We start from the raw sequence: 23429 nt of genomic DNA, 5'->3' as shown, positions 1-23429 counted from the left end.
GGGGGGATGATCCCCCCGGACCCCCCAGCGGGAGAAGTTATTGAAGGGGTTTGTGGCGCGGGCTGGCAATCCAGTCGGCTACGGACCGGGATGGCCGGCCTTTGTGCGTAACGGAAACCGCCGTTGCTCCGGCGGCCGGCGTGCTGCCGCAGGCCGCAATCAGCACACGCGAGGAACAAAGTGAAATTAGCCGTCTATTCCATGGGCGGGACCATCGACAAGGTCTACTTCGATGACCTGTCCAATTACAGCGTGGGCGAACCGCAAGTCCGGGCCATCCTGACCCAGGCCGGGGTGGATTTCGATTTTAGTGTCACGGAAGTGGCCCGCAAGGACAGCCTCTACGTCACCAAGACCGAACGCGAGGAGTTGCGCTGGCTCATTGCCGCCGACCCCTGCCCCCATGTGCTCGTCACCCACGGCACCGACACCATGACCGAGACAGCGGCCGTGCTGGCCAACGTGCCCGGCAAGACCATCGTCCTGACCGGGGCCATGAGTCCGGCCCGGTTCGCGTCCTCGGATGCGGCCTTTAACATCGGCTGCGCTGTGGGCGCGGTCTGGTCGCAGCCGCCCGGGGTCTATATCGCCATGAGCGGCCGGGTGTTTGCCGCCGGGGCCGTGCGCAAAAACCGGGAGCGGGGCCGTTTCGAAGCCATGGAACCAGCCCGCGAGGATAAATGAGCATGATCGAACTTGCCGATGTCTGGGCTGCCGAGGCCCGGCTGTCCCCCCGGCTGCGGGTCACGCCGTTTCTGCATTCCCAGGTGCTCTCGGCCATGACCGGAGCCTATGTCCTGGTCAAATTCGAGAACCACCAATTTACGGCGTCGTTTAAGGAACGCGGGGCGCTCAATAAACTTTTGACGCTCACCGACGACGAACGCGCCCGTGGGGTGTCGGCCATGTCCGCCGGCAACCATGCCCAGGGCGTGGCCTATCACGCCAAACAGCTCGGCATCCCGGCCACCATCATCATGCCGGCCCACACCCCGTCGGTCAAAGTGGAGCATACCCGGGCTCACGGGGCCGAGGTGGTCCTGGCCGGTGAGACGCTGGTGGAAGCCAATGCCGAGGCCCAGCGCCTCACCGCCGAGCGCGGTCTGACCTTTATCCATCCCTTTGACGACGCCATGGTCATGGCCGGCCAGGGCACGGTGGCGTTGGAAATGCTGGCCGCCCAGCCGGACCTGGACGTCATCGTTACGCCCATCGGCGGCGGCGGGCTTATTTCCGGCGTGGCCACTGCCGCCAAGGGATTGCGGCCCGGCATTGAAATCTTCGGCGTCCAGGCCGCCTGCTATCCGTCCATGCTGTGCGCCATGCGCGGTGAACCGCCGACCGGCACGGGCAACACCATCGCCGAAGGCATTGCGGTCAAATATCCGGGCGAACTGACCACGGAAGTGGTGCGGGCCAGGGTGGACGACGTGCTGGTGGTGGATGAGTCACGGTTGGAGCAGGCTGTTGCCCTCTATCTCTTTATTGAAAAGACCGTGGCCGAAGGGGCCGGGGCCGCGCCTCTGGCGGCGTTGCTCGAATATCCCGAGCGCTTTGCCGGCAAAAAGGTCGGGCTGGTCCTAAGCGGCGGCAACATCGACCCCAGGCTCTTGGCTTCGGTCATCATGCGCGAACTCATCCGCGAGGGCCGGGTGGTGACTCTGCGCCTGCCCATTTCCGACCGTCCGGGGACCCTGGCCCAGGTGACGGCGGTTTTGCGCGACTGCGGGGCCAATATCATGGAAATCCAGCATCACCGCACCTTGCTGGCCTTGCCGGCCAAGGAGGCCAGCCTGGAAATCTCCTTTGAAGCCCGCGACCGCCCCCACGGCGAGTCGGTGGTGGCGGCGCTGGTGGCAGCCGGATTCGCGCCGCAAGTACTCTAAGCGGTTTTTCTTAAGCTGCGGCTGGAAGCCGAAAGCGCCTTGACTTGGGGCCTGATTGGTACGACTGGTGATTTATGGCGCTTCGCTTCGACGATCCCACAAGGCTGGAAAAGGCTCTTGGCGAGGAAGCGGCCGGTGTCCTTATAAACATCCTTGAAAAGCAGGATGAAGAGGCCAAGCGCGAGATTGCCACCAAGCACGATCTGCGCGAGACGGAGCTTCGTCTTTTGGCTGAGATGTCCAAGCTCAATGCCGACACCAAGGCCGACATCCTCAAATGGGTCGCGGCCATGCTGATTGGTCAGGCCGCGCTTATTGCCGCGCTCATGAAGCTGTTCACCAAGTAGCCAGCCCACGCACGACGTTATGCCCCCTGGGAAACCGGGGGGCTTTTTTGTTGGTGCGCCCGGCCGGGCACAGATCCATCACAGTGCGCCGCTTGTAGCAACGATCATCTCGGCAAAGGCGAAGCTGCCGGTAAAGGCCGGGGAGATGGCGTTTAAGACATGCAGCGACCGGGCGTCGCCTTCCAGAATATAGTCCATTTCCAGGCGGTTTGCCGCCAGATTGACGAGTTGGGGCCGGATGCCGGCCTTGGTCGTGGGCACCAGGTCGTCGGGACGCAGCGACGGCATGAGCCGCTTGGCGCACTGGTAAAAATGCGCTTTGCCGTATTTGCGCAGTTCGGTTGCGGCCAAGGCCCGGAAATGGTCGGTGTCGGCCAGCCAGAGCCGGGCCAGCCGGGCCAGGATGGCGGCTGCCTCCAGTGGGCGCGCTCCGGCCAGCAGGCCATAGTTCTCGCGGCCAAGGGCCGGGATGGCCGTGGGGCCGACGTAGACGTCGCCGCTGATGCTGCGCGTTAAATGAACGCCCAGAAACGGCATGGCGATGTCGGGCACGGGATAGATGTTGCCGTGAATGCGGGCGGCGCTGGCCGGAGTCAGCTTCCAGTAGAGGCCCTTAAACGGCACCAGGGCGTAGTTTTGGGCAAAGCCGTAGGCCCGGGCCAGCACGTCGGCATAGGCTCCGGCGCAGTTGAATAAAAAGCCGGCGGCAATGGGACCGGCGGTGGTGGCGATGGCCCCGTCCGGTCCTGGGCCGGCCACCCGGCGCTGGAAGAAAAACCGCGCCCCGGCCTCGGTCAGACGGGTCGTGAGCGTCGCCATGACGGCCTGCACATCGATGACCGCCGTGTCCGGGCAGTGGATGGCGGCCACAGCCTCGGGCGGGGCGGCCGGTTCCAGGGCAAGGAGCGTCTGGGTGTCGATGCGCTCGGCCCGGATGCCGCCGTCCCGGGCGTTGGTGAGGAGTTTTTCCACCACCGGCAACTGCGCCGGGTCGGTGGCCACCAGCACCTTGCCGTTGCGGTGCAAGCGTATGCCGTGTTCGGCGGCGAACTGGGCCATGAGCCGCCCGCCTGTGGCGCAGACTTTGGCTTTTTTCGTGTCGCTGCCGTAGTACAGGCCGCAGTGGAGCACGCCGCTGTTGCGGCCGCTGGCGTGGCGACCGGGGCCGGGTTCTTTTTCGATAACGGCGAGGCGGGCGGTCGGGGCGCGGTGCAGCAGGGCCAGGGCCGTGGTCAGGCCGACGACGCCGGCACCGGCGATGACGAAATCGAAGTGTTCCACAACGGGTGCGCTCCTTGCTGCGGTCGGGTGTTGCGCCGCCGGCCAAAGGGCCGGGGCCTGCAACGGTAGGGGCGCGGGGGCGGTCCTGTCAAACCCGGCTGGATGATACGGTTGTCGGCCGCTTCGCAGTGGAGTAGGGCTGGCAGGGCGGCGGTCCGGCAGATCGGGCCGGCACAGAAGGAGGCGGCAGCATGGCCAGATGGTTCCCCGAGGTTTTGGCGGCGACGTTCCTGGTCTTTTTCGCCATTCTCGGCGTTTCGCCGGCCTCGCGCGCAGTCTGGTGGGCGGAAAACATCCCGGTCATGGCCGTATTTCTTTTTTTCGTGGTGGCCAGCCGGTGGTTTCGCTTCTCCAACCCGGGCTATGCCCTGATGGCGGTCTGGCTCTTTTTGCACACCATCGGCGGCCATTATACCTTTGCCAACGTGCCCTTTGGCTTTGTCACCGACTTGTTCGGTTTTTCCCGCAACCACTTTGATCGTATGGCCCATTTTGCCGTGGGCTTTTATGCCTTTGCCCTGGCCGAATACCTCTGGCGCCGGCGGCTGGCCCATCCGGTCGTTATTGCCGTTTTTAGCGTCACCGTGATCATGGCCGTGGCCTGCGCCTACGAGATCATCGAGTGGTGGTACGCCGTGGCCGAGGGCGGCGAGGCCGGGGTGGAGTTTCTGGGCAGCCAGGGCGATGTCTGGGATGCCCAGAAGGACATGCTGGCCGACACCCTGGGCGCGCTGTTGGCCGTGGGGCTGTTTTGGCCGTACCGCCACCGCCTGCCGGTGACCGCTGCCGCCCCGACCCGTCCTGCCTGAGCGCCGCCAGCCCCAACCCTCCCGGCCAAGACCCTGGCGTTGGCAGCAGCCAGCGTCACAATGCACCAGTCCCCCTCCCTGTTTGCTGGTTTTTCGGGCAGTCGGCACCACTGTCTGCTCGCTTTACCCATGTTATAATTAGCCTAATAGCCGCCCGCTTGGTGCGTCGTCGCGCACCTGTCGCTTTTTGACCCATTTGCCGCCCCAAATTGACCCAAATGTCCCTGTTTTTAAAAAACAGTGTTATTTTGATGTATTAACACCCATTTGAGGGCAGCCGCCCTCGGCCGTGCCCACGAGGCAGGGTCACCATGTCTGCCGGGGAAGGGGCAACGCAAGGACAACGCCTGTCGCAAGCCGCCTGGGCAATGAAGAAGTATCATTGGCCTGTATATTGCTATTTGAGTGTGAGTGCATTTGTTATGTTTCGCAAAACACAGTGTAAGGATGATGTTAATAATAGCATGAGAAGTGAAGATGCTTTCTGACGCACTGCTAAAAGCAAGGCATATATTGCGTACTTTATGTTTTTGTTAACATAGATTTTCTTGCACACGTATGACAGGAACAGGCAGATTCTGTTCAGACAGCCTCTGTTAGAAAGAACATATTCTGCCGGCCGACCGCGACAGCCTGTGGACGGCAGGTCGGATTGCGGGGCTGATCAAAGCGCGCCCCTCCGAGTCGAGGGAGAGCCTCATTCCCGGCCCCCGGCCGCACCCCTCCCGCCGCCTGGGCCGGGGGGAGACGCACAACCAGCAACCGCAAGGGAAGCACAACGCGCCATGAACGCCACACACGCCGCACCCCTCCATAAAAACGCCCCCATGCGCAGCATCCCCGTCCATCATGCCGCCGGCATGGTGCTGTGCCACGACATCACCCGGATCGTGCCGGGTGAAGGCAAGGGGCCGGCCTTTCGCAAGGGGCATGTCATCGAGACGGGCGACATCGACGATCTGCTGCGTCTGGGCAAGGAACATATCTACGTTTGGGATCTGGCCGAAGGCTTCCTGCATGAGGATGACGCCGCCCACCGCATGGCCGTGGCCGTGGCCGGGGAAGGTATTGTCTTCAGTCAGCCCTGCGAGGGTCGCATCAATCTGCTGGCCGCCCATGCCGGCCTGCTGTGCATCGACGCCGCCAACCTGCGTCGGCTCAATATGATTGAGGAAGTGACCATAGCCACCCTGCACGGCAACGTGGTGGTGGAGCCGGGGCAGATGCTGGCCGGCACGCGGGTGGTGCCGCTGGTGGTGGACGCGGCCAAGATCGACGCCGTGGAAGCCTGCTGCGCCCAATACGGCCCGGTGGTCAGTGTGCGGCCGTTTAAGCCCCTGCGTATCGGCGTGGTCACCACCGGCGGCGAAGTCTACCACGGCCGCATCAAGGACGCCTTCGGCCCCATCCTGCGCCGCAAATTCGAGGCGCTCTCCTGCACCGTCATGCGTCAGGTGTTCGTCCCCGACGACCAGGCCATGACGGTACGGGCCATACGCCGCCTCATTGAAGAGGGGGCCGACATGATCGCCGTCACCGGCGGCATGTCCGTCGATCCCGACGATCTGACCCCGTCGTCCATCCGGGCGGCCGGCGGCGAAGTCGTCACCTACGGTTCTCCCACTTTTCCCGGGGCCATGTTCATGCTGGCCTATCTCGGCGAGATCCCCGTGGTCGGGCTGCCCGGCTGCGTCATGTACCACAAGGCCAGTATTTTCGATTTGACGGTGCCCAGGCTTGTGGCCGGGGAGCGGCTCAACCGGGCCGACATCGTGGAGCTTGGACATGGCGGCCTGTGCGCCATGTGTCCCGAATGCCGCTATCCCGCATGCGGCTTCGGCAAAGGCTAGGGTGGCGTTCACACAAAACATTTATGTTTTGTGTGAATAAAAATAATAAATTCAGTATGTTAGTGCTGGATAAGCCAGAGTAGCAATTGCCGAACGCGACACAAGCGGGCGGTTCAGGATCAAAGGCTGCGCCGCCGGGAACCTTTCCAGGCGTGCAGCATCGGCAACGCAACAAACCCTCAACCCGAAACGGAGCGAGACAACATGCTGGAAAAAATTCTCATCGTAAACGGCTTTGAGCGCAAACTCATCGTCGACCCCGAAGCGTTTCTGTCCGATGTGCTGCGCGACCAGCTGCACCTGATCGGCGTCAAAGTCGGCTGCGCCCAGGGCCAGTGCGGCGCCTGCTCGGTCATCATCGACGGCAAGGTCACCCGGGCCTGTATCACCAAGATCCGTCGCGTGGCCGATTACGCCAACGTGACCACCATCGAAGGCATTGGAACCAAGGAAAGCCTGCATCCCCTGCAGACCGCCTGGGTTGTCCACGGTGCGGCCCAGTGTGGTTTTTGCTCCCCGGGCTTTATCCTGTCCGCCAAGGGCCTGCTCGATCAGAACGCCAAGCCCAGCCGCGAAGACGTGCGTAATTGGTTCCAGAAGCACAAAAACGTGTGCCGTTGCACCGGCTACATCCCCCTGGTGGACGCCGTCATGGACGCTGCCAAGGTGCTGCGCGGTGAAATGACCCTTTGCATCAACCACAACATGCCGGCCGACGGCAACGTGTTCGGTTCCCGTGCCCCGCGTCCCACGGGCGTGGCCAAGGTCACCGGCCAGTGGCTGTTTGGCGACGACCAGAAGAGCATGCTGCCCCCGGGCACGCTGCATCTGGCCATTGTCGAAGCCCGCGTTTCCCATGCCAACCTCAAGGGCGTGGACACCTCCGAAGCCCTGAAGATGCCCGGTGTGCACAGCGTCATCACGGCCAAGGACGTCAAGGGCAAAAACCGCATCACCGGTCTGATCACCTTCCCCACCAACAAGGGTGACGGTTGGGATCGTCCGATCCTGTGCGACGACAAGGTGTTCCAGTACGGCGACGCCATCGCCCTGGTCGCGGCCGACTCCGAAGCCAATGCCCGCGCTGCGGCCGAGAAGGTCAAAGTGGACCTGGAAGTCCTGCCGGCCTACATGAGCGCCCCGGCGGCCATGGCCGACGACGCCATCGAAATCCACCCCGGCACCCCCAACACCTACTACGAGCAAAACCACGCCAAGGGCGCGGACGTGGCTCCGTTCTTTGCCGATGCGGCCAAGTACGAAGTCGTGGGCGGCGACTACTACACCCAGCGCCAGCCCCACCTGCCCATCGAGCCTGACGTAGGATTTGCCTACACCAACGACGCCGGCAAGCTGGTCATCCACTCCAAGTCCATCGGCCTGTACCTGCACCTGTACATGATCGCCCCGGGCCTGGGCGTTGAGCCGGAGAACATGGTTCTCGTGCAGAACCCCACCGGCGGCACCTTCGGCTACAAGTTCAGCCCCACCATGGAAGCCCTGGTCGGCGTTGCCGCCCTGGCCACCGGCCGCCCGGTGCATCTGCGCTACAACTACGCCCAGCAGCAGTACTACACCGGCAAGCGCTCCCCGTTCTGGACCAAGGGCAAGATCGCCGTGGACAAGGCCACCAAAAAGATCGTTGCCTCCGAAATGGAATGGATCGTTGACCACGGCCCCTATTCCGAGTTCGGCGATCTGCTGACCCTTCGCGGTTCCCAGTACTGGATGGCCGGTTACGGCATCCCCAACATGCGCGCCAAGGGCTACTGCGTGGCCACCAACCATGGTTGGGGCTCGGCCTTCCGCGGCTACGGTTCGCCGGAAATCATGTTCCCGTCCGAGTCGCTCATGGACGAAATGGCCGAAAAGCTCGGCATGGACCCCTTGGAATTCCGCTATGTCAACGTCTACCGTCCGGGCGACACCACCCCGACGGCCCAGGTGCCCGATTCCTGGACCCTGCCGGAGATGATCGACATCCTGCGTCCCAAGTACAAGGAAGCTTTGGCCAACGCCAAAAAGAACTCCACCGCTACGCATAAAAAGGGTGTTGGCGTGGCTATCGGTATCTACGGTTCCGGCCTTGACGGCCCGGACTCCGCCGGTGCCGATGCCGAGCTCAATGCCGACGGCACCGTGACCATCTACAACACCTGGCAGGATCACGGCCAGGGCTCCGACGCCGGTACGGTCGGCTTTGCCCACGAGACCTTAAAGCCCATGGGCATCTGCGCCAGCAAGATCAAGCTGGTTCTGAATGACACGAGCAAGTGCCCCAACTCCGGCCCGGCCGGCGGCTCGCGCTCCAACGTCGTGGTCGGACAGGCCATCATTAACGCCTGTCAGCAGCTCGTGGCCGCCTGCAAAAAGGCCGACGGCACCTATCGCACCTACGACGAGATGGTCAAAGAAGGCCTCAAGACCCGCTACAACGGCACCTGGACCGCTCCGGCCAAGGATTGCGACGCCAACGGCCTGGGTTCCCCGTTCTGCTGCTACATGTACGGCCTGTTCCTGGCCGAAGTGACCGTCGAGCTGGCCACCGGCAAGACCGTGGTCGACAAGATGGTCCTGGTCGAAGACATCGGCACCATCAACAACCGCCAGACCGTCGACGGCCAGAACTGGGGCGGCTTGGCCCAGGGCATCGGCCTGGCCCTGTCCGAGGACTTCGAGGACATCAAGAAGCATTCCTCCATTGCCGGCGCGGGCGTCCCCTACATCAAGGACATCCCCGACGCGCTGGAACTGATCTATGTTGAGTCGCCGCGCGAGCACGGCCCCTACGGCAACTCCGGTGTTGGCGAAGTGCCGCTGTGCGGCCCGCACCCGGCCATCATCAACGCTATCTACAACGCCTGCGGCGTGCGCATCCGCCACCTGCCGGCCTACCCCGAAAAGGTGCTGGCTGGTCTTAAGGCCCTTGGCAAATAAGACCGTTTCACGCATCCTGATGTGACCCCGACGGGGCGGGCGGTTGCCGTCCGCCCCGTCTTTGTAACCAGGAGGGGAGGCATGGACCAGCAGGGTTTGCACGATATCGAGTACCGCTGCATCCAGGAGGAACAGCCGGCCTGCCAGGCCGCCTGCCCGCTCCACGTGGATGTGCGCAAGGTGATGACCCTGGTCCGGGTAGGCGATTTGGCCGGCGCGCGAAAGCTCCTCGACCGCACCCTGCCGTTGCCGACGGTCCTTGGGCGGGTGTGCGACCATCTGTGCCAGGGCCCCTGCGTCCGAGGCTCCATCGACACCTCGTTGGCCATGGGCGCTGTGGAGCGCACCATCATAAACGCCACCGGTGCGGCCACCAAACCGCTCGCCATGCCCGGCAAGGGCAAACGCGCGGCAGTCATGGGCGGCGATGTCAGCGCCCTGACCGTGGCCTGGGATCTCGGCAAAAAAGGCTACGGCGTGGACGTGTATGTGGCCGGCGAGGCCGTGGGCGGCCATCTGCTCGGTCTTTCCGAACTGCTGCCGGCAGGCGCCCTTGCTGCCGAACTCGAAATCATGGGGCGGCTCAACGTGGTCTTTCGGGCGGGCCAAACCCTCAATGCCGCACTGTTGGACCGCTTGGGCGGCGAATACGACGCTGTCTACGTCGAAATGCTCGACGCAAATTTCCTGTCTGTGGGCCGCGAGGCCGTGGACGCCGTGACCCTGGCCCTGCTGGGTCGCGACGGCGTTTTCTGCGGTGGCTTTGTCACCCCCGGACAGCCGCTTTCCGTCATTGCCCTGGCCGGCGAAGGCCGCAAGGCTGCCGTGTCCATGGACCGGCACATGGCCGGCGTGTCCATCACCGCCTCCCGGGAGCGCGAGGGGGCCTGCCCCACGCGGCTTTTCACCAATACCCAGGGGGTTATTCCCCTGCCGGGCGTTGTCCCGGCCGATCCGGGGGCCGGCCTGACCCCGGCCGAGGCCCAGGCCGAAGCCGCCCGGTGCCTGGAATGCCAGTGTCTGGAATGTGTCAAATCCTGCACCTATCTGGCGAAATATAAGGGCTATCCCAAGGTTTACGCCCGCCAGATCTATAATAATCTTTCCATTGTGCAGGGCGCGCGGTCCTATAATCAGATGATTAATTCCTGCACCCTGTGCGGCCAGTGCGAGGAATTGTGCCCGTCGGGCTTCTCCATGCCCGATCTCATTGTGGCTGCCCGGCGCGATATGGTGTCGCGCGGCAAGATGCCGCTTTGGGCCCATGAGTTCGTGCTGGAGGACATGGCCTTTTCGCAGTCGGCCGCTTTTCGCCTGGTGCGGGCCGCACCGGGCGAGGCGTCGTGCTCCCACCTCTTTTTCCCGGGCTGCCAGCTCGGCGGCGATCCGGCCGCGTCCGTGCCGGCCGTCTATGCCCATCTGCGGGCCGGGCTGGCCGGCGGCGTGGGGTTGGGGTTGGCCTGCTGCGGCGCGCCGGCCTGGTGGGCCGGCCGGCAGGAGCTGGCCGAGGCGGCCATGGCCGCTTTTCGCGCCGACTGGGAGGCCCTTGGCCAGCCCCGGGTCATTGCCGCCTGCGCCTCCTGCCAGGCCACCTTCGCCCGTCTGGCCCCCGAAATCCCCGTGGTTTCCTTGTGGCGCGTTCTTTTGGACGAAACCGGTCTGCCCCAGGTGGGTGTTTCGCTGCCATCCGGCCCGGTGGCCGGCGTGAGGCTGCCGGCCGGCCCCGTGGCCGTCCACGACGCCTGCACCGGCCGCCACGACGTGGCCGGACTGGCGGCGGTGCGCGAAATCCTCGGCAGGATCGGCGTCGCCGTGGAGGAACTGCCTGCTTCGGGCCGGCTGGCCTCCTGCTGTGGCTTCGGGGGACTGCAAGCCAACGCCAACCCGGAACTGGCCGCCGCGACCCTGGCCCGCCGGGTGGCCGAAAGCCCGCGCGATTTCGTGGCCACCTGCTCCATGTGCCGCGACCGGCTGGCCGGGGCTGGCAAGCGGACCTATCATCTGCTCGATCTGCTCTTTCCCGGTGGATCGGATGACCCGGCCGAGCGGCCCGATCCGGGCTTTTCCTACCGCCACGAGGCCCGGGCGCGCCTGAAGCGCCAGATGCTCGAAACCGTGTGGCACGAGCCGCAACCACCCGAAACGCCGCCGGCCCTGCCGCTGGTCATCCCCGACGTCGTGCGCCAAGTCATGGAGGCGCGCCACATCCTTGATACCGACGTGGCCCGCACCGTGGCCCGGGCCGAGGCCACCGGGCGCAAATTCACCGACACGGCCACCGGCCGCCATCTGGCCGGGTTTGCCACGGCGCGCGTCACCTATTGGGCGCTCTACGAACTGATCGACGGCGCGGCCCACATTCACGCCGCCTACAGCCACCGCATGAACGTCTCCGGCGTGGACCGGCAGGAGGGCTAACGGCCATGAACGACACGCCAACCTATCTGCCCGAATCCGGTTCGTGGCTGTGCGCCGCCTGCAACCAGCCGCTGGTTGCCGCACCCGTCGGCGTCACCTATCTCCAGGGCGGCTTCACCATTACACTTTTGACTTGTCCCGCCTGCGGCCTGTCGCTGGTCCCCGAGTTTCTGGCCGTGGGCAAGATGTTTGAAGTGGAGCAGCTCCTGGAGGACAAGTAGTGGCCGCCCCGGCTGCCCGCGCGGCGGCAGGGGACGGGGTGCCGCCCCCCCGGCGCGACTTCGCCCGGGCCGGCCCGGGTGCCGGCGGGCGGCTCTCTGAGCGACCCGTGGTGTGGTGCGACGAGCGGCCTTACGGACGCCCCGAGGTGTCGCCCCCTGAGCGGCCCTATGAACGGGCCGACGTGCGCCGGGCCACGGGCGGGGCCATCCGGCCCGGCGGGCTGACACTGACCGAGCGGGCCTTGGACATGCTCCCCTTTGCCGCCGGCTCGGTGCTGCTCGATTGCGGCTGCGGTGCCGGGGCCAGTCTGGCCCGCTTTGACGAGGCTGGTTTTTGCGCCGTGGGCATCGATTTTTCCGCCACACTGCTGGCCGAGGCCGCCGGCCGCGTCCCGGGCCGGGCGCTGCGGGCCGATGCCGGGCGGCTGCCCCTTGGCGCTGCCTCCTGCGACGGCGTTTTTTGCGAATGCGTGCTCTCGGCCCTGCCGCAGCCCGAGGCCGCCCTGGCCGAGATCGCCCGGGTGCTTGTTCCCGGCGGCTTTCTCATCGTGTCCGATCTGTACTTGCAGGCCGGTGCTCCGGGGGCGGGCGGTTGCGGTTCGGGCTGCGCCGCCGGAGCCGTGCCCCGCGACGTGGCCGAAGCGCGTTTGCTGCGCCAGGGGATCACCCCGATCATTTTCGAGGACCACACCAAACTCCTCATCGATCTTTCCTGTCGCCTCGTCCTCGAACTCGGCTCGGCCCGGGAAGTGATGGTCGTCCTGACCGGCCGCGAGCCGAGTTGCGACGCAACCGGTGCCAAACCCCGTCTGGGCTACGGCCTGTGGATCAGCCGCAAGGAGGTGTCTGCATGAATCCCACGCTGCTCGAAATTTTGCCCCTGGCCCATGTGGGCTACTGCTGTAGCCAGATTCTGGTGCTTTTGGCCTTAAAGGCCCAGGGCCGCGAAAATCCCGAACTGGTGCGCGCCGCCAGAGGCCTGTGCCACGGCATGGGCGGCTGCGGCGGCGAATGCGGCATCCTGACCGGCGGCTGTCTGGTGCTGGGCCTTTACACCGGCAAAGGACGCGACGAGGAAACGCCCTTTACGCAGGCCGACGCCGTGGTGGCCGATTTCGTGGAGTGGTTCACCGCACGCGTCAAAGATGACTACGGGGCCACCACCTGCGCCGCCATCTTAAACGACGGCAAGCCCGATCCCACCCGCTGCGGCGGACTTATGGCCGATGCCTGGAATCATATCCTCGAATTGCTGGTCAGTTACGGTATAGACCCTGCCGAAGGCAGGGAGTAAGACGAACCGGGGGAAAACCTTTCTGAAGAAAGGTTTTCCCCCGGACCCCCTTTCCAAAGACTTTCAACGGGGGGGAGATCATCCCCCCACCCATCGTCGCGGCAACGCCGTTCCCCTTTAACCCCTTGCCTTCCAGGAGGGATTCCAAAGGGGTCACCCCTTTGGCCGCCGGAGGCACTCTTCTGCCTTCCCCTTCGATTTTTTTGGGAGAAAAATGTGACGGTGACAGAGAGTTTGTGTCCGGTGTGTTTGGCCCGGCTGCCGGCACGCCGAGAAATTGTTGGAGAGGACGGCTGGCTGGTGCGGACCTGCCCGCAGCACGGCGAATTTCGCAGCCGCTTCTGGCATGGTCCGCCGGGGCTTGCGGGCTGGGAGCGGCCCAAGACGCCGCGCTTGGGAAGCACCCCGGCCGGCACCGCCCCTGGCGAGGGCTGTCCTTTTGTCTGCGGCCTGTGCCCGGAACATACCCAACGCACCTGTACCGTCGTTTTTGAGATCACCGGCCGCTGCAACCTCGGCTGCCCGGTCTGCTTTGCCGATGCCGGGACCGGTTTTGCCGCCGATCCCACCCTGGCTGCTGTGGAAACCCGGCTTATGCGGGCCAGACGCGCTGCCGGGCCGGCCAATCTCCAGCTTTCCGGCGGCGAACCGACGCTCCGCACCGATTTGCCCGAAATCGTGGCCCTGGCCAAAAAGGCCGGGTTCCCGTTTGTCCAGCTCAATACCAATGGTCTGGCCCTGGCGGCCGATCCCGCTTTGGCCGGGCGTCTGGCCGGGGCGGGGCTGGATTCGGTCTTTTTGCAGTGCGACGGGGTCAGCGACGCCGTCCATGTGGCCCTGCGCGGCCGGTCCCTGGCCCGGGAGAAGCGTGCTGCCATAGATGCCTGCGCCGCTGCGAACCTGGGCGTGGTGCTGGTGGCCACCCTGGTTCCCGGGGTCAACGACGGCGAGGTTGGTGCCCTTATCCGGCTGGCCGCGACACTGGCCCCGGCGGTGCGCGGCGTCCATTTCCAGCCCGCCGCCCATTTTGGCCGCTATCCCGGCAACGGGGCCAACGCCCCGCGCCTGACCCTGCCTGAGGTCATGGCCGCCCTGGAAGGGCAGACCGAGGGCATGGTCCGGGCGGCGGATCTGCATCCGCCGTGCTGCGAGCATTCCCTGTGCTCGTTTTCCGCCACCTACCGGGTTGCGCCCGGCGGCCGGCTGACCCTGGCCGGGGGCGGCGGCTGCTGCGACAAATCGGCCATCCCGGCCGAGGAAGGGGCGCGCCAGTCCATGGCCTTTGTGGCCCGGCAGTGGGGCGCGGCCAAGGCCGCTCCGGCCGGCGAGCAGATTAAAGATGATTTCGACCGTTTCCTGGCCGCAGCAGCCGCAGCGCCCAGCCTCAGTATTTCGGCCATGGCCTTTATGGACGCCTGGACCCTGGATCTGGAGCGGGCGCGGGGCTGCTGCATCCATGTGGCCGCGCCGGATGACCGGCTCATTCCATTTTGCCTGTACAATCTCACAGCCGCCGACGGCACGGCGCTCTATCGCCGCAAAACATGCGCCTGAGTCCTTTTGACGCCTGGATCGCTGGGGCCATCGGTCAGGCTGGCGAAACCCTTGATCCCGCCCGGCTGGCCGACTGGCAGCTCGCGGCCCTGAAGCGAGCCGTGGCTTACGCCCGCACCGCCCCGTTTTACCGCGACCGGTTGGCCCATCTGCCGCCCGGGTTCCCGGACAGTGTGCCAGCCTTTGCAACGCTCCCGACCACCACGCCGGCCGAACTGGCCGCGTCGTTTCCCCGGTTTCTCACCGTCCCCCAGGACGCCATCGCCCGGCTGGTCACCGTGGCCACCTCCGGCACCACCGGCCCGCCCAAGCGCATGGCCTTAACCGATGCCGATATCGAGGAAACGCTCGACTGCTTCCGGGTCGTTATGGCCGTGACCCTTGATCCCGGCGACACGGTGCTGATCCTTTTCCCGGCGGCAAAACCCGACAGCGTGGGCGATCTGATCGGGCGCGGCATGGCCCGGCTTGGGGCCGTTCCGGTTTTTGGCGACCCCTCCGGCAATCCGGCGCGTCTGGCCGAGGCCCTGGCCAGCCATCGCCCCCAAAGCCTTATTGCCGCGCCGTCGCAGCTTGTCGCCGCCCTGGACGACCCTGCCGTTATGGATGCCGCCCGGGGCACCTTGCGTTCGGTGGTCTACGCTTCTGATTTCCTTTCTCCCGAGTTGCGGGAGAAAACCGCCGCCCGCTTCGGCTGCCGGGTTTTCGACTATTACAGCGCCACGGAAATGGCCTATGGCGGCGGCATGGAATGTGCGGCCGGCTGCGGCTACCATCTGCGCGAGGCCCAACTGTATTTTGAAGTCCTTGAGCCGCTTGGCGATGCGCCGGTTGCCGCCGGTGCCGTGGGGGAGGTGGTCTTTACCACGCTCACCCCGCGTGGCCTGCCGCTTATCCGCTACCGCACCGGCGACGCGGCCCGTATGCTGCCCGGACCGTGTCCGTGCGGCAGTCGGCTGCGCCGGCTGGGGCCGATTCTCGGCCGTATTGAGCGAACCGAAGCCGGCTGGACCGTCGGCAATCCCGATAAAGGAAGGAGTGCTCCATGAACGAACTGATTGTCGCCATCAATGATCGTCTGGCCCGGGGCGAGTCCCTGGCCGTGGCCACCATCGTCACCAACGAAGGTTCGACGCCGCGCACTGCCGGCTCCAAGATGCTGGTCTTTGCCGATGGCTCCATCGCCGGCACCGTGGGCGGGGGACTGGGCGAAGGCATGGTCATTACCGCCGCCAAGGAGACGCTGGCCATCGGTGAGTCCCGGCTCATGGGCATCGATATGACCGGGCAGGCGGCGGCCGGGGCCGATCTCATCTGCGGCGGGCGCATGCGGGTGTTTCTGGAACGCATTGAGGCCGACGCAGCCAACCAGGAGCTGTATGCCGCCCTGGCCGGGAGTCTGGCCGCCGGGCGCAGCGCCTTGATACTGACCCGGGTCGGCGGCGAGGCCTGGGGTGGCGCACGCTGTCTGCTCACCCCGGACGGCGTGGTCGGCATCTGCCCCGAGCAGGCCGTGCTCATGGCCGCCCGGGCCCAGGGCCGGGGTATCGTTGCGCCGATTCTGCTGGATGCCGACGGCAGCCAGTGGGTGCTGGAACCGGCGCTGGCTCTTGATCCGCTTTATATTTTCGGCGGCGGCCATGTGTCGCGCCCCACCTGCCACATGGCGGCCATGGTGGGCTTTGGCGTGACGGTCTTTGACGACCGGCCGGAGTTCGCCAATGCCGTGCGGTTCCCGGACGCCGCCAAAACCGTGGTTTTCTCCAGCCTGCCCGACTGCTTTGCCAGTCTGGTCATCGAAAAAAACGCCTCGGTGGTCATTGTCACGCGCGGCCACGCCCAGGATAAGGACGTGCTGGCCCTGGCTCTCAAAACCCAGGCCGGCTATATCGGCATGATCGGCAGCCTTCGCAAACGCGACGCCCTGTACGACAAGCTCTTGGCCGAGGGCTACACCAAAGAGGATCTGGCCCGCTGCCATTCGCCCATCGGCCTTGGAATCGCAGCCGAGACGCCGGAAGAAATCGCCGTCAGCATAGTGGCCGAGCTTATAGAGGCGAGGGCGGCGCGGCGGGGGTAAGGGCCTCCGGCGGCCGGGGGGGATAATCCCCCCGGACCCCCTTGATTAGAAAAGTATTTCAAGGGGTTCTGGATGTTGGCTGGTCATTGGGTAAGCTGTGGACCGGGATAAGCAGATCTTCCCGGTCAAGTTGGAATTATTGCGCCCACGCTCCATAATCGACTGGAGCTTCCATACGGGCAACCAACCCCTTTAAAAATTTCCCCTTTGCGGGGGTCCGGGGGCCTCAGGCCCCCGGCCGCCGGAGGCATCTTCTGCCTTCTCTTCTTCTATTTTTCTCCTCACTCCTTCGAAAACTCTCCCACCTTCACCTCTCCCAGCATCTCAACCAACTCCCCCGGCGCAATCTCCAGCGTCCGGTCGGGCCTGCCAAAGCCGCAGTAGAGCGATGGCGCGATGGTCAGCACGTCGGCGTCCAGGCACAGCGTCATGCCGTCGCCGGCCAAGAGCGGCGAGACGCTGCCGGGCGCGACGCCGAGTCGGGCCAGGACTTCGTCTGGCGACAGTGGCGCGATATCGCGCCGGCCAACGCCGAGCAGCCCTGCCAGGGCCGGATAGACCACCCGCCGCGTGCCGCGAAGGGCAGCCAGCACCAGCCCGCCGTCGCGAAGCGCAAAGGCGATGGTCTTTACGATGCGCGAGACATCAAACGTGAGCGCCGTTGCTTCGGCCATGGTGCGCACCGGGGCGTGGACGTGGATGCCATGCGCCCGGCCGCTTTGGGCCATGACGCTAGCCAGCCGGGCGAAGGCGGCCTGTTCCTGATCCGAAATTGTGGCTGTTGGGCACTGTTCCATGGCCGGACTTGTGCCCTGGTCGCAACGCCTTGGCAAGGGACGTGTCGCCTTTTGCTTTACGACGCGCCCGCCCTGGGCTACATCCTATACGATTCAAATCCGTAGTGCGGGAGGGCAGACATGCCATCGCAGACAAAAGGCTGGAGTCCGTATCTGGCCGGAGCGCTTTCAGGGCTGGTGTCGGTGGGTTCGGTGCTGGTGGCCGGCAAATATCTGGGCGCATCCACCACGTTTGTGCGTGGAGCGGGCATGGCCGAACAGCTCTACGCCCCGGACGTGGTTGCAACATTATCCTATTATCTCAAGGAAAAGCCGGTTTTTGACTGGCAGTTCCTGTTCGTGTGCGGCATCGCCTTGGGCGCGTATCTGGCGGCCCAGTTGTCCGGCGATTTCAAGGTGCAGCTTGTGCCCGACTCCTGGAAAGCGCGTTTCGGCCCCAGCCCCTGGCTGCGCGGCGTGGCCGCGTTTGCGGGCGGGGCGGTGGCCATGTTCGGGGCGCGGCTGGCCGACGGCTGTCCCAGCGGCCACGGACTGTCGGGCATGTCCCAGATGGCGATTTCGGGCTATGTGGCCGGGGCCTGTTTTTTTGCCGGCGGCATTGTCATGGCCCGGCTGCTCTACCGGGGGAAATGACATGGAACTTTTTTTCGGCCTTATCACAGGCGTGCTGTTCGGCTTCTTGCTCCAGCGCGGCCAGGTGTTGCGCTACGACAAGCAGCTTGGGGCGTTGCGCCTCAAAGATATGACTATCGTCAAGTTCATGCTGTCCCACATCATGGTGGCCATGGTCGGCATCTATCTTTTAAACGATCTGGGGCTGGTCAAACTGTCACTCAAAGCCACCATACTGGGGGCCAATATTCTGGGCGGGCTCATTTTCGGCCTGGGCTGGGGGCTGGTGGGCTATTGTCCGGGCACCTCCGTTGGGGCGGTGGGCGAGGGGCGGTTGGACGCCCTCTGGGCCATAGCCGGCATGCTGGCCGGGGCGGCGATTTTCGCCCGGTGCTACGACGCCCTGCTGGGGACGGTCTACACCTGGGGCGTTTACGGCAAGCTGACGTTGCCGGGGGTGCTGGGCGTCAGCCACTGGCTGGTCATTATGGTGCTCCTGGCGGTGTTTGCGGCCGTGCTGCGGTTTATCGAGCGCAAGGGCTTGTAACGCGTGCGGGGCGCAACGCCACCCTGGGTGTCCTGGCGGCCGGCGGCATGGGCTTGTACCATGCGTGGGGCGTAACGACACGTTGGTCCAGCGCCGCCCTGTCCCAGCCGCCTGTGCCTTGCCCGGTGCGCAACGTCTTGATTTGAGGCAGTAAATAGGCCAAGAGAGGGGCTTGCGCCTGGGTGATGCGTGTCGCGCCCGGGCCGGCCGCATTCCTGCGCCAACCTGCAAACGGAGGATATGCCAGATGGCGGTCTTTAACTGCAAAAACGCCGACGACGTGCTGCGGGCCGTCAAGGATTATAACGTCTCGTTTATCCAGTTCTGGTTTATCGACGTGCTGGGCGTGCTCAAAAGCTTTCAAATTTCGCCTCGGGAACTGGAAAACGCCTTTGAAGAGGGCATGGGCTTTGACGGCTCGTCCATCACCGGTTTTACCAAGATCCAGGAATCGGACATGGTGGCCTTTCCCGACCCGTCCACCTTCCAGCTTGTGGCCTGGCGGCCGTCCGACCGGCCGGTGGCGCGGCTTTTTTGCGATGTCAAAAATCCCGACGGCACGCCCTTTGCGGCGGATTCGCGCTATGTGTTAAAGCGCATGCTCAAAAAGGCTGCAGACCTCGGCTATACCTATTACGTCGGCCCGGAACTGGAATTTTTCCTGTTTGCCAATTCCACCGAGCCGAAAATCCTCGACCACGGCGGGTATTTCGATGCACCGCCGCGCGATCTGGCCAACGATGTGCGCCGCGACATCAACTTCGCCCTGGAATCCATGGGCGTGGCCGTGGAATACAGCCACCACGAAGTGGCCCCCAGCCAGCACGAGATCGATCTGCGCTACCAGGAAGGACTGGTCATGGCCGACTACGCCCAGACCTACCGGGTGGTGGTCAAGGAAGTGGCCCGCAAACACGGCTGCTACGCCACGTTTATGCCCAAGCCCCTTTTTGGCGAGAACGGCTCGGGCATGCACTGCCACCAGTCGCTGTTTCGCGGTTCCAAAAACGCCTTTTACGATGTGACCGATCCCTACCATCTCTCGGCCGAGGGCAAGAGCTTTATCGCCGGTCTGTTGCGCCACGCCCCGGAATTTACGCTGATAACCAACCAGTGGGTCAATTCGTACAAGCGGCTGGTGCCGGGCTACGAAGCCCCGGTGTATATCGCCTGGGCCAGGCGCAACCGCTCGGCCCTGGTGCGGGTGCCCATGTACAAGCCCGGCAAGGAGTCGGCCACCCGCATCGAGTTGCGCAGTCCTGATCCGGCCTGCAACCTCTATTTGTCCTTTGCCGCCATGCTCGGGGCGGGCCTTAAGGGCATCGAGGAAGGCTACACGCTGGAGGAGCCCATCGAAGAGAACATCTTCAAGATGACCGACGAGGAGATGTTGGAAAAGGGCGTCACCTCGCTGCCGGGCAGTCTGCGCGAAGCCGTGGACCATCTGGAAAAAAGCGAATTCATGCGGGAAGTGCTGGGCGATCATCTCCACGCCGCCCTGGTTGAGAACAAAAAGGCCGAGTGGGACGCGTATCGCACCCAGGTCACGGAATGGGAGATCGAGCGGTATTTGCCGATTCTGTAGTTTTGCACCACGAGGCCAGAGCCCTTGGCTTTATGCGGCCAGAGTGAGCGCTCTGTGCCGGTCCTGGCATTGTAAGCTGCCATGCTGTGCGCAGGCCGCCTTCGGGCGGCCTTTTTTTTTGCCCGCAGGGAAGCGACAGTGTTTGAGTTGACTTGTCCTGTGGCCCGGCGCGCGGGGAACCGGCAGCGGTGGCGCAGGCTTGCCGGGAGTTCTTCGGACCGATCCATTTTTGCGGGTGGCCCCCCTGTTTTGGGCAGTTTGTCAATTTTGTGGCAGGGCTGTCATCTCTGCCGCTGTTACGCGCAGTGGCTTCCTGATCTTAGTATTTTGTCAAATATTCTTGGCTCCTTCCCGGCGACACCTTGCTCAGGCTTGCGTGGGTCTTTGCCGCGTTGCGGCCACGGCGGCGCGGACCGGGCGAACAGCCGGGCAGGTGCGGTAGCCGCAGTTCGGCGGCGCGGCGAGTAAATGTCAAAATTGTTAATGTTACGCTTGCCTATCGGAGCGTACTGTGCCAGAAATTTTTTGTTTGGCTGTTTTTATGCAGAAAAATGCAGACTGTCTGTCTCTCTCAAAAATGTAACATCAGTGCATCTTTGTAGCACATTTTTGTAGGTAGCTATTGTTCTCTTAAAAAAACAATAATAAAAAAAGGGTGTTACATTTTGGTCCCGGATTTGCTTTTACTCGGGTGGGGCCGAGGAGAGCGGCCCCGCCTGGTCACAAGGCCTGCGGCGGCAGTCCGGCCGAGATAAATCAATAACCAGAGAGTGAAGGGGGTTTTATGAACCATCGACGAGGTTTCCGGACAATCGGCATGGTGCTGGCCCTGGCCGTCCTGGCCTTGCCCGCCCTGGCCCTGGCCCAGGAAGAGGCGGCCAAGCCCGAATTTCTTTCCATCTTAAACGGCAACACGGTTTGGACGCTGCTGGCCGGCGTACTCGTCATGTTCATGCAGGCCGGTTTCGCCATGGTCGAAACGGGTCTGACCCGCGCCAAAAACGCCGGCAACATTCTCATGAAGAACATGTTCGACTTTGCCGCCGGCTCCATCGCCTTTTTCTTTTTCGGCTATGCCCTGATGTTTGGTTCCGACATCGGCGGCTTCATCGGCTTTTCCAATTTCGGCCTGTCCGAGGCCACCCCGGCCACGCCGGACGGCTTGTGGGCTTACACCTACTGGTTCTTCCAGTGCGTGTTTGCCGCCACCGCCGTCACCATCGTCTCCGGGGCCATTGCCGAACGCACCAAGTTCGTGGCCTACCTGATTCTCAGCTTCGTGGTCACGGCGCTCATATATCCCGTCTCCGGCCACTGGATATGGGGCGGCGGCTGGCTGTCCAAGCTTGACGCACCCATGATCGACTTCGCCGGTTCCACCGTGGTCCACTCGGTTGGCGGCTGGATTTCCCTGGCCGGAGCCATGCTGATCGGGCCGCGCCTGGGCAAGTACGCCCCGGACGGTGCCTCCAAGGCCATTCTCGGCCACAACCTACCCCTGGTGGCCCTGGGCGTTTTTATCCTCTGGTTCGGCTGGTTCGGTTTCAACCCCGGCTCCACCACCACCGCCACCGGCAACATCGGCCTGATCGCCGTCACCACCAACCTGGCCGGCTGCGCTGCCGCGCTCACCGCCATGCTCACCACCTGGATGCGCTACGGCAAGCCCGACGTGTCCATGTCGCTTAACGGCGTCCTGGCCGGCCTGGTCGCCATCACTGCCGGCTGCGCCAACGTCTCGCCCATGGGTGCCATCATCATCGGCCTGTGCGCCGGTATCCTGGTCGTTATCTCCGTGGAATTCGTGGACAAGGTGCTCAAGATCGATGATCCGGTCGGTGCCATCTCCGTCCATGGCGTCTGCGGCTCCTTTGGCACCCTGATGGTCGGCCTGTTCGCCAGCCCGGATTTCGGCGGCGTGTCCGGCCTGCTCTACGGCGGCGGCATGGGCCAGTTGATCAGCCAGTGCATCGGTGTCGGTGCGGTGTTTCTCTGGGCCTTCGGCACTGGCTACATTGCCTTTCTCCTGCTCAAGATCACCGTGGGCATCCGGGTGACGGAAGAAGAGGAACTCAAGGGCCTCGACATCACCGAGCATGGTTCCGAGGCCTACAGCGGCTTCCAGATCTTTATCACCGAGTAACGACCGGAAAGCGGGAGAAACCGATATGAAACTCGTCATTGCCTACTTTCGGCCCGAACAGCTCAACGGTGTCAAGCAGGCGCTCTACGCCAAGGGCATCCACGGCATGTCCGTGACCAACATCGCCGGTTGCGGCCGCCAGAAAGGCTTCACCGAGCAGTACCGGGGCGTGGTCGTCGAAGTGAATCTGCTCAAAAAAGTCCGTCTCGAAGTGGCCGTGTCTGATACCAAGGTCGATATGGTCATGGACGCCATTGTCGAAGGCGCGAAAACCGGCAAAGAAGGCGACGGCATGATCTTTGTCATGGACATCGCCAACGGCCGCCGCATCCGCACCGGCGAAACCGGGACCGACATCCTGGGCTAAACGCCTGCATTGCGCGAAAAGCAAAGCCCCGTCCGGTTCGCCGGGCGGGGCTTTTTTGCATGATATGGTCTGGGTTACGGCATTTTGACGAGCGGCCACTGCTCGGGCGGCAGATACTTGGCGGCGTTTTTCGGACAGTCGCGAGCCCGGATTTGCAACGGTTGGGGGTCGCCGTTGGCGGCAAAGGCGTAGACCGCAAACGTGCCGCAGTCGCCAACCCCCCGGGCCTTGGTCAGATTGGCCAGGGTTTTGGCCGTGTTGTTAAATTCCGGATTGCCCACCAGCGATTCCTCCACCGAACGCGTGATCCGGCCGCCATCGGCGTCGGCGGTGGGGAAGCGTAACAACCGGGCCGGACTTCCTTCGCTAGCGGTGGCCATGGCCACATACACGCTCTGGTAGGCGGCCTGATCGCACTGGATGAGATACAGCGCGCGCCCCTGGCCCAGATCGTAACGGTCCACGCCGTTGGTGAGCAGCTCAAGGCCGACACCGTCAGGCGCATACGTCTCCTGGAAACTGGCCTCGCAGTCGGCCGGCCAGTTGAGACGCGCTTTGAAGGCAGCCCGCTGGGCCAGCAGGGTTTTGCGGGCGCTGCCGGCCCCGGCGGGATGTGGAGCGGCGGACGGTGCCGCCCCGGCAGGCGGCGCAGCCACGGCGGCCTTGACGGATGCGCCGGATGCGGCAGGCGCGGCGACTCC

At 64.2% G+C, this 23429-nt stretch carries 21 protein-coding genes; 18 read left to right on the top strand and 3 right to left on the bottom strand.

The window, feature by feature from the left end:
• Positions 1-180: 180 nt before the first annotated feature.
• The 3 genes from GTA51_RS11755 to GTA51_RS11745 all read left to right on the top strand — a co-directional run bounded on the left by GTA51_RS11755 (position 181) and on the right by GTA51_RS11745 (position 2233).
• Positions 181-684, top strand: coding sequence for an asparaginase domain-containing protein (locus tag GTA51_RS11755; protein WP_160961313.1), 504 nt, complete (start codon positions 181-183; stop codon positions 682-684).
• Between the two features lie 2 nt (positions 685-686).
• Complete coding sequence (locus tag GTA51_RS11750) at positions 687-1886, top strand: threonine ammonia-lyase (protein ID WP_160961312.1); 1200 nt, start codon at positions 687-689, stop codon at positions 1884-1886.
• Positions 1887-1960: 74 nt separating this feature from the next.
• Positions 1961-2233: a hypothetical protein gene (locus GTA51_RS11745; RefSeq protein ID WP_160961310.1), complete on the top strand. Its 273-nt coding sequence runs from the start codon at positions 1961-1963 to the stop codon at positions 2231-2233.
• A 78-nt stretch (positions 2234-2311) separates the two neighbouring features.
• On the opposite strand, the gene lhgD is transcribed toward GTA51_RS11745, so the two are convergent.
• On the bottom strand, positions 2312-3514 hold the full coding sequence (gene lhgD / locus GTA51_RS11740; RefSeq protein WP_160961308.1) for an L-2-hydroxyglutarate dehydrogenase: 1203 nt from the start codon (positions 3512-3514) through the stop codon (positions 2312-2314).
• Between the two features lie 191 nt (positions 3515-3705).
• Here lhgD and GTA51_RS11735 point away from each other — a divergent pair, with 191 nt between their 5' ends.
• From GTA51_RS11735 to GTA51_RS11690, 10 genes are all read left to right on the top strand, one after another.
• The gene (locus tag GTA51_RS11735) at positions 3706-4323 is read left to right on the top strand and encodes a DUF2238 domain-containing protein (protein ID WP_160961307.1); all 618 of its coding nucleotides are present in this window, start codon (positions 3706-3708) and stop codon (positions 4321-4323) included.
• A gap of 827 nt (positions 4324-5150) precedes the next feature.
• A complete protein-coding gene (locus GTA51_RS11730; RefSeq protein WP_160961382.1) occupies positions 5151-6173 on the top strand; it encodes a molybdopterin-binding protein in 1023 nt (340 codons plus the stop codon).
• Between the two features lie 204 nt (positions 6174-6377).
• Positions 6378-9110, top strand: coding sequence for a molybdopterin-dependent aldehyde oxidoreductase (locus GTA51_RS11725; RefSeq protein ID WP_160961305.1), 2733 nt, complete (start codon positions 6378-6380; stop codon positions 9108-9110).
• An 81-nt stretch (positions 9111-9191) separates the two neighbouring features.
• Positions 9192-11528, top strand: coding sequence for a pyridine nucleotide-disulfide oxidoreductase/dicluster-binding protein (locus GTA51_RS11720; protein ID WP_160961304.1), 2337 nt, complete (start codon positions 9192-9194; stop codon positions 11526-11528).
• A 5-nt stretch (positions 11529-11533) separates the two neighbouring features.
• Entirely contained in the window at positions 11534-11749 is a 216-nt protein-coding gene (locus GTA51_RS11715; protein WP_160961302.1) for a DVU_1557 family redox protein, read from the top strand.
• Positions 11749-12603: a DVU_1556 family methyltransferase gene (trsM, locus tag GTA51_RS11710; protein WP_343039508.1), complete on the top strand. Its 855-nt coding sequence runs from the start codon at positions 11749-11751 to the stop codon at positions 12601-12603. The genes GTA51_RS11715 and trsM overlap by 1 nt, the downstream gene beginning before the upstream one ends.
• Positions 12600-13043, top strand: coding sequence for a DVU_1555 family C-GCAxxG-C-C protein (locus GTA51_RS11705; RefSeq protein WP_160961300.1), 444 nt, complete (start codon positions 12600-12602; stop codon positions 13041-13043). Before trsM ends, GTA51_RS11705 begins: the two co-directional genes overlap by 4 nt.
• Positions 13044-13259: 216 nt before the next feature.
• Entirely contained in the window at positions 13260-14597 is a 1338-nt protein-coding gene (gene trsS, locus GTA51_RS11700; RefSeq protein WP_160961299.1) for a radical SAM (seleno)protein TrsS, read from the top strand.
• Positions 14588-15646, top strand: a complete 1059-nt coding sequence (locus GTA51_RS11695; protein WP_160961297.1) for a DVU_1553 family AMP-dependent CoA ligase — start codon at positions 14588-14590, stop codon at positions 15644-15646. The genes trsS and GTA51_RS11695 overlap by 10 nt, the downstream gene beginning before the upstream one ends.
• Complete coding sequence (locus GTA51_RS11690; RefSeq protein ID WP_160961296.1) at positions 15643-16677, top strand: XdhC family aldehyde oxidoreductase maturation factor; 1035 nt, start codon at positions 15643-15645, stop codon at positions 16675-16677. Before GTA51_RS11695 ends, GTA51_RS11690 begins: the two co-directional genes overlap by 4 nt.
• Before the next feature lie 281 nt (positions 16678-16958).
• Here the strand turns inward: GTA51_RS11690 and GTA51_RS11685 are convergent, their stop codons facing one another.
• Positions 16959-17510, bottom strand: coding sequence for a YbaK/EbsC family protein (locus GTA51_RS11685; RefSeq protein ID WP_246198105.1), 552 nt, complete (start codon positions 17508-17510; stop codon positions 16959-16961).
• An 84-nt stretch (positions 17511-17594) separates the two neighbouring features.
• On the opposite strand from GTA51_RS11685, the gene GTA51_RS11680 reads away from it, so the two are divergent.
• The 5 genes from GTA51_RS11680 (at position 17595) to GTA51_RS11660 (ending at position 22728) form a co-directional block, all read left to right on the top strand.
• The gene (locus GTA51_RS11680; RefSeq protein ID WP_160961294.1) at positions 17595-18107 is read left to right on the top strand and encodes a YeeE/YedE thiosulfate transporter family protein; all 513 of its coding nucleotides are present in this window, start codon (positions 17595-17597) and stop codon (positions 18105-18107) included.
• 1 nt (position 18108) lies between these two features.
• Positions 18109-18633 (top strand): DUF6691 family protein, encoded by a 525-nt coding sequence (locus tag GTA51_RS11675; RefSeq protein ID WP_160961293.1) that lies wholly within the window; start codon positions 18109-18111, stop codon positions 18631-18633.
• 247 nt (positions 18634-18880) lie between these two features.
• Entirely contained in the window at positions 18881-20218 is a 1338-nt protein-coding gene (locus GTA51_RS11670) for a glutamine synthetase family protein (protein WP_160961291.1), read from the top strand.
• A gap of 784 nt (positions 20219-21002) precedes the next feature.
• Entirely contained in the window at positions 21003-22361 is a 1359-nt protein-coding gene (locus GTA51_RS11665) for an ammonium transporter (protein WP_160961289.1), read from the top strand.
• 25 nt (positions 22362-22386) lie between these two features.
• A complete protein-coding gene (locus GTA51_RS11660; RefSeq protein WP_160961288.1) occupies positions 22387-22728 on the top strand; it encodes a P-II family nitrogen regulator in 342 nt (113 codons plus the stop codon).
• A gap of 74 nt (positions 22729-22802) precedes the next feature.
• On the opposite strand, the gene GTA51_RS11655 is transcribed toward GTA51_RS11660, so the two are convergent.
• The coding region (locus tag GTA51_RS11655; RefSeq protein WP_160961286.1) for a DUF1176 domain-containing protein at positions 22803-23429 on the bottom strand (627 nt) is incomplete at its 5' end.

This window comes from Solidesulfovibrio aerotolerans (genome assembly GCF_009856865.1).
Classification (GTDB): domain Bacteria; phylum Desulfobacterota; class Desulfovibrionia; order Desulfovibrionales; family Desulfovibrionaceae; genus Solidesulfovibrio; species Solidesulfovibrio aerotolerans.
This window is presented reverse-complemented; position numbering and strand designations above follow the sequence as displayed.